The organism is Isoptericola sp. NPDC060185, assembly GCF_042728595.1.
Classification (GTDB): Bacteria; Actinomycetota; Actinomycetes; order Actinomycetales; family Cellulomonadaceae; genus Isoptericola.
Map to the genome: position 1 here is coordinate 1 of NZ_JBHWYY010000125.1, position 6,142 is coordinate 6,142.

Sequence of the window (6,142 nt, forward strand, 5' to 3'; positions counted from 1 at the left end):
GCCGCAGAAGTGCGGACCGCCCCTTCGAACTACCTCGGCGATTCTCGAACTACCTCGGCGAGGCCTCAGGCCTGCTTGATGGCCGAGACGTCGAGGGCGATCTTGACCTTGTCGCCCACCAGGACGCCGCCGGTCTCGAGCGCGGCGTTCCACGTGAGGCCGTAGTCCTTGCGCGAGATCTCGATCTGCGACTCGAACCCGGCGCGGGCGTTGCCGAACGGGTCGGTGGCGGTGCCGGTGAACTCGGTCGGGAGCTCTACGGAGTTGGTCACGCCGTTGATGGTGAGGTCGCCGGCGATCGTGTAGTCGTCGCCGTCCGCCGAGATGGCCTTGGAGACGAAGCTCCAGGTCGGCTTCTCCTCGGCGTGCCAGAAGTCGGCGCTGCGCAGGTGGTTGTCGCGGTTCTCGTCGTTCGTGTTGACCGACGCCGCGTCCAGCTCGGCGGAGACGGCGGACGACTCGAGCTCGTCGCCGACGGTGATCGAGCCACCGCTGATCGCGATCGTGCCGCGGACCTTGGCGATCCCCGCGTGGCGCACGGCGAAGGAGGCGGTCGAGTGGGCGGTGTCGATGGCGTAGGTACCGGCGGTGAGGCCTGCGGGCAGCGCGGTCATAGGTGTCTCCTCGGAGTAGGTCGTGCGGTCGGTGTCACCAGGTAGTTGAGCACTCAACTACCGTCACGAGGGGGTGAACACCCGCGTCTCGTAACCTATTCCCCGTGGGCGGGACGACAGGAGCGCGACAGCGCGCGGACGCAGAGGTGCGCTGGCTCGACGAGGGCCAGCAGTGGGCGTGGCGACGCTTCCTGGAGGGGACGTCCCGCTTCTTCGAGGCGCTCGGCACGGCGCACGACGAGGGCCTGCCGGTGACGCTCGGCGAGTATCACCTGCTGGTGCAGCTGTCCGAGGCGCCCGAGCGCACGCTGCGGATGTCGGCGCTCGCGGAGTTCCTCGCCCTGTCGCGCAGCCGCCTCACGCACACCGTCGACCGCATGGAGCAGCGCGGCCTCGTGGTCCGCACCCCCGTGCCGGGCGACCGGCGCGGCGTGAACTGCGTCATGACCGACGCCGGGTACGCGGCGCTCGTCGACGCCGCGCCGGGCCACGTCACCGCCGTGCGCCGGCTGCTGGTCGACACCCTCACCGACGAGGAGTTCGCCGTCCTGGGCCGCGCGATGGCGAAGGTCGCCGAGGCGGCCAAGGGCCCCGCGACCTCCTGACGTGAGCGGCGTCACCCCTGGCTGGACGGGACCTGGGTACCCCGGAGTTCTGGGACACTGGGACCCATGGCCACCACCACCGTCCATCTCGTGCGGCACGGCGAGGTCCACAACCCGGACGGGGTCCTCTACGGGCGCATCCCCGGCTATCGGCTGTCCGACCGCGGTCAGGCGATGGCGCGCCGCGTGGCGGAGCACCTGTCCGGCACGGGCCACGACGTCGCCGGCGTCGTCGCGTCCCCGCTGCAGCGCGCGCAGGAGACCGCGACCCCGACGGCCGAGGCCTTCGGCCTGACCCTCGCCACCGACGACCGCCTCGTCGAGGCCGGCAACCACTTCGAGGGCACGACGATCGGGAGCAACCCGGCGCAGCTGGCCCACCCCCGCTACTGGCGCTTCCTGTGGAACCCGCTGCGCCCGTCGTGGGGCGAGCCGTACGCCGACCAGGTCGCGCGCATGCGCGCCGCGGTGGACGACGCGCGCCGCGCGTACGCCGGGCACGAGGTGGTGCTGGTCAGCCACCAGCTGCCCGTCTGGGTGACGCGCCGCTCGTTCGAGGCCCGCTCCCTGGCGCACGACCCGCGCCGGCGCGAGTGCTCGCTGGCGTCCATGACCTCGCTGCGGTTCGACGGCGACACGTTCGTCGGGCTGCACTACACCGAGCCCGCGGCGGACCTGCTCGCGGGCGCCGACCCGGTGCCGGGGGCATGATGCGCAGCACCTCCCCGCGCGCCCGGCGGCGCGCCACCGTGGCGGTCGGCGCCGTCCTCGGGATCGGTCTCCTCGCCGCGTGCGGCCCGCAGGACTCGGGCGCGGGCGACGTCGTCGGCCAGGGGTTCGTCTCCGGCGACGGCTCGGTGAAGCAGTGGGACGCGGGCGACCGCGGCGACGTCGTCACCGTCGAGGGCACCACCTTCGAGGGCGACGACATCAGCACCGCCGACTGGCTCGGCGACGTCGTCGTCGTGAACACCTGGTACGCCGGCTGCGCCCCCTGCCGCGCCGAGGCCCCCGACCTCGTCGCCCTCGCGAACGACCGCGAGGCCGACGGCGTGCGCGTCCTGGGCATCAACACGGAGGACGAGGCCGGCGCGGCCACCTCGTTCCAGCGCACCTTCGACGTCCCGTACCCGTCCGTCGCGGACAGCACCGGCAAGGTCGTGGCCCGGCTCTCCGGCGTCGTGCCGCTGCAGGCCGTCCCGTCCACGGTCGTGCTCGACGCCGAGGGCCGCGTCGCGGCGCGCGTCATCGGGCAGGCAGAGGCGTCCACGCTCGACGCGATCGTCGACGAGGTGCTCGCCGAGTCGTCCGGCGGCTCGGGCGACGGCGCGGCGAAGGGCGCCTGATGGGTGACGCCTTCGCCACCACGGTGTGGAGCGGGTCGATGCTGCTGGCGCTGCCCGTGGCGCTGATCGCCGGCCTGGTGTCGTTCGCGTCGCCGTGCGTGCTGCCGCTGGTGCCCGGCTACGTCGGGTACGTCAGCGGGATGGCGGCCGCGTCGGCGGGCGGGCCGCAGGCCCGCGCCGGTGCGCCGCGGGACCCGGGCCGCCGGCGCGTCGTCGCGGGTGTGGCCCTGTTCGTGCTCGGCTTCACCGCGGTGTTCGTCGCGTTCATGGCCGCCGCCGGCGCGCTGGGCTCGTACCTGGTGCAGTGGGAGACCACGATCATGCGGGTCCTGGGGGTCGTCGTGATCCTCATGGGCCTCGCGTTCCTCGGCGCCGTCCCGTTCCTGCAGCGCGAGCGGCGCATGCACCTCAGCCCTCGGGCGGGCCTGTGGGGCGCGCCGCTGCTGGGCATCGTGTTCGGCCTCGGCTGGACGCCCTGCATCGGCCCGACGCTCACCGCGGTGCAGGCGCTGTCCCTCGACCAGGCGTCGGCCGGGCGCGGCATCGTGCTGGGCGTGGCGTACTGCGTCGGGCTGGGCGTGCCGTTCCTCCTGGTCGCGCTCGGGCTGCAGTCGTCGCAGCGCATGCTCGGCTTCCTGCGTCGTCACCGCCTGGGCATCCAGCGGGCCGGCGGCGCCCTGCTCGTGCTGGTCGGCCTGGCCCTGGTCACGGGCATCTGGTCCGCGTGGACCAGCCAGCTCCAGGGCTGGATCAGCGGATACGTGACGGTGGTGTGATGAGCGAGAAGGCGACCTACCGCCCCGAGGGCATCAACGACGCGTTCGTCGAGGGCCGTTCGGACGACGCGCCGGCCGCGGCCGCGGGCGGGCCGCAGAAGTCCGGCGGCGCCCCGACCCTGCCGTCGCTCGGCTGGCGCGGCACGCTGCGCTGGATGTGGCGCCAGCTCACCAGCATGCGCGTCGCGCTCATGCTGCTGATGCTGCTCGCCGTCGCGGCCGTGCCCGGCTCGATCCTGCCCCAGCGAGGCCAGGACGCCGCGGCGGTGCTCGAGTACCTGGGCGACCACCCGACGCTGGGGGAGTGGCTGGACCGCTTCGGCTTCTTCGAGGTCTACAGCTCCGTCTGGTTCTCGGCGATCTACCTGCTGCTGTTCGTCTCGCTGGTGGGCTGCATCCTGCCGCGCACGATCGCGCACGCCCGCAACCTGCGGAACCGCCCGCCGAAGACCCCGGTGCGGTTCGGCCGGTTCCCCGCGACGGCCCAGGCCAGCACGACGGCGTCGCCCGACGAGGTCACGGACGCGGTCGCCGCCCACCTGCGCGGGCCGCTGCGCCGGCTGCCCACCTTCCGGGTGGACGTCGGCGCCGAGGAGCCCCGCCTCGGGCGACCGGCCACCCGCACCGTCGCCGCCGAGCGCGGCTACCTGCGCGAGACCGGCAACCTCCTGTTCCACCTGGCGCTGCTCGGCCTGCTGGTCTCGGTCGCCCTCGGCCAGCTGATGCACTACCGCGGACAGGCGATCGTCACCGAGGGTCGCGGCTTCGCCAACGCCGTCGTCGACTACGACACCTTCGACAAGGGCGCCTGGTTCCGGCCGTCGTCGCTGTCGCCGTTCTCCATGACGCTCGACTCGTTCGAGTCCAAGTTCGCCTCCGACACGGTCGCGTTCGCGCAGGCGCGCGACTTCACCGCCTACGTGACGGCGACCGAGCCGGACGGCACGTCCCACGACGAGACGATCAAGGTGAACGAGCCGCTCACGGTCGACGGCGCCAAGATCTACCTGCAGGGCAACGGCTTCGCGCCCGAGATCACCGTGAAGGACGGCGCCGGCGAGCTGGCGTTCTCCGGCCGGGTCCCGTTCCTGCCCGAGGACACCATGTACACGTCGCGCGGCGTCGTGAAGGTGCCGGACGTGTCCAAGGGGCAGGAGCAGATCGGCCTGGTCGGGTACTTCCTGCCGACCGCCGTCGTCGACGCGGACGGCTCCGCCCGCTCCGTCTTCCCGCAGCCGCAGAACCCGCTGATGGTGCTCGAGGTGTACCGCGGCGACCTGGGCCTGGACGACGGCGTGCCGCAGAACGTGTACCGCCTCGACACCGCGAACCTCACGCCGTCGGTGGACGAGGACGGGTCGACCATCAAGCTCCTGGTGAAGCCGGGGGAGACCGTCGACCTGCCCGACGGCCTCGGCACGGTGACCCTCGGTAAGGACGTGCCCCGCTACGTCGCGCTCGACCTGCGGCACGACCCGTCGCTCACCTGGGTGCTCACCTTCGCCCTGCTCGCCCTCACCGGCCTCGCGGTCTCGCTGTTCACGCCGCGCCGGCGCGTGTGGGTGCGATCATGGGAGACCACGGACGACGACGGACGGTCCGTCACGCACGTCGAGCTCGCCGGGCTCGCCCGCGGGGACGACGCCGGCCTGCAGCGTGAGGTCGACAAGGCCCTGGCGTCGGTGCCGGGCCGCCTGGACGACGCGCCGGACGACGCGCCGGACGACAACCCGAAGACAGCCACGGAGGACTGACCATGCAGATCGCCGAGCTGAGCGTGCTGCTCGTGTGGGGTGCGGCCACGGCGCTCACGATCGCGCTCGTCGCGTTCGCGATCGACCTCGGGCGCCGCACCGAGCAGCGGGCCGACGCCCGCGCCGAGGCGCGCACGCCCGTCGCGGTGGGGGCCGGCGCTCCGGCAGCCGCGCCGCCGGCGGACGGGAAGGCGGCGGCTCCGCCCGCCCCCGCCCGTCGGCGCGCCGCCGGCATCGCGATGTCGACGACGTGGCTGGGCACCGCCCTGCTGCTCGCCGCGATCGTGCTGCGCGGCATCGCCGCGGGCCGCACGCCGTGGGCCAACATGTACGAGTTCACGCTGGTGGGCTCGTTCATGGCCCTCGCCGTCTTCCTCGGCATCAACCTGCGCAAGGACCTCAGGTTCCTGGGCGCGTTCGTCACCGGCCTGGCGGTGCTGTTCCTCGTGCTGGGGCTGAACGTCTTCTACGTGGCCGCGACGGGCGTGCAGCCGGCGCTGCAGAACTACTGGCTGGTCATCCACGTGGGCGTGGCGATCTGCTCGGCCGGCATCTTCACGGTCGCGTTCGTCTCGTCCGTGCTGCAGCTGCTGCGCGACAGCCGCGACACCGGCTCCCCGTACCTGAGCCGCCCGGGCTTCCGCTGGCTGGACCGCCTGCCGACGCCGACCTCCCTCGAGGTGCTGTCGTTCCGGCTCAACGCCGTCGGCTTCGTGCTGTGGACCTTCACCATCATCGGCGGCGCCATCTGGGCCGAGCACGCCTGGGGCCGCTACTGGGGCTGGGACCCCAAGGAGGTCTGGAGCTTCGTGATCTGGGTCGTGTACGCGGCCTACCTGCACGCCCGCACGACGCGCGGCTGGGACGGCCGCCGCGCCGCCTGGTTCGTGATCGTCGGCTACCTGTGCGTGCTGTTCAACTTCACCGGCGTGAACCTGATCTTCAACGGCAAGCACTCGTACTCGGGCCTGACCACCGACGCCTGACCCAGCCGAACGTTGTGGGCGGGCGTTTGGCCCTGTTTCTGTCGTGAAACAGGGCCAAACG

General features: G+C 72.8%; 7 protein-coding genes. 6 read left to right on the forward strand and 1 reads right to left on the reverse strand.

Annotated features, from left to right (window positions below):
- Positions 1-65 precede the first annotated feature (65 nt).
- On the reverse strand, positions 66-614 hold the full coding sequence (locus ACFWDO_RS20865) for a YceI family protein (protein WP_380326240.1): 549 nt from the start codon (positions 612-614) through the stop codon (positions 66-68).
- 104 nt (positions 615-718) lie between these two features.
- On the opposite strand from ACFWDO_RS20865, the gene ACFWDO_RS20870 reads away from it, so the two are divergent.
- From ACFWDO_RS20870 to ccsB, 6 genes are all read left to right on the forward strand, one after another.
- Entirely contained in the window at positions 719-1,219 is a 501-nt protein-coding gene (locus ACFWDO_RS20870; RefSeq protein ID WP_380326243.1) for a MarR family winged helix-turn-helix transcriptional regulator, read from the forward strand.
- Positions 1,220-1,285: 66 nt separating this feature from the next.
- Complete coding sequence (locus ACFWDO_RS20875) at positions 1,286-1,930, forward strand: histidine phosphatase family protein (RefSeq protein ID WP_380326246.1); 645 nt, start codon at positions 1,286-1,288, stop codon at positions 1,928-1,930.
- The gene (locus tag ACFWDO_RS20880; protein ID WP_380326249.1) at positions 1,927-2,565 is read left to right on the forward strand and encodes a TlpA family protein disulfide reductase; all 639 of its coding nucleotides are present in this window, start codon (positions 1,927-1,929) and stop codon (positions 2,563-2,565) included. Before ACFWDO_RS20875 ends, ACFWDO_RS20880 begins: the two co-directional genes overlap by 4 nt.
- A complete protein-coding gene (locus ACFWDO_RS20885; protein WP_380326252.1) occupies positions 2,565-3,341 on the forward strand; it encodes a cytochrome c biogenesis CcdA family protein in 777 nt (258 codons plus the stop codon). Before ACFWDO_RS20880 ends, ACFWDO_RS20885 begins: the two co-directional genes overlap by 1 nt.
- Positions 3,341-5,095: a cytochrome c biogenesis protein ResB gene (locus ACFWDO_RS20890; RefSeq protein WP_380326255.1), complete on the forward strand. Its 1,755-nt coding sequence runs from the start codon at positions 3,341-3,343 to the stop codon at positions 5,093-5,095. The genes ACFWDO_RS20885 and ACFWDO_RS20890 overlap by 1 nt, the downstream gene beginning before the upstream one ends.
- 2 nt (positions 5,096-5,097) lie before the next feature.
- Positions 5,098-6,081: a c-type cytochrome biogenesis protein CcsB gene (gene ccsB, locus ACFWDO_RS20895; RefSeq protein ID WP_380326259.1), complete on the forward strand. Its 984-nt coding sequence runs from the start codon at positions 5,098-5,100 to the stop codon at positions 6,079-6,081.
- Positions 6,082-6,142 lie beyond the last annotated feature (61 nt).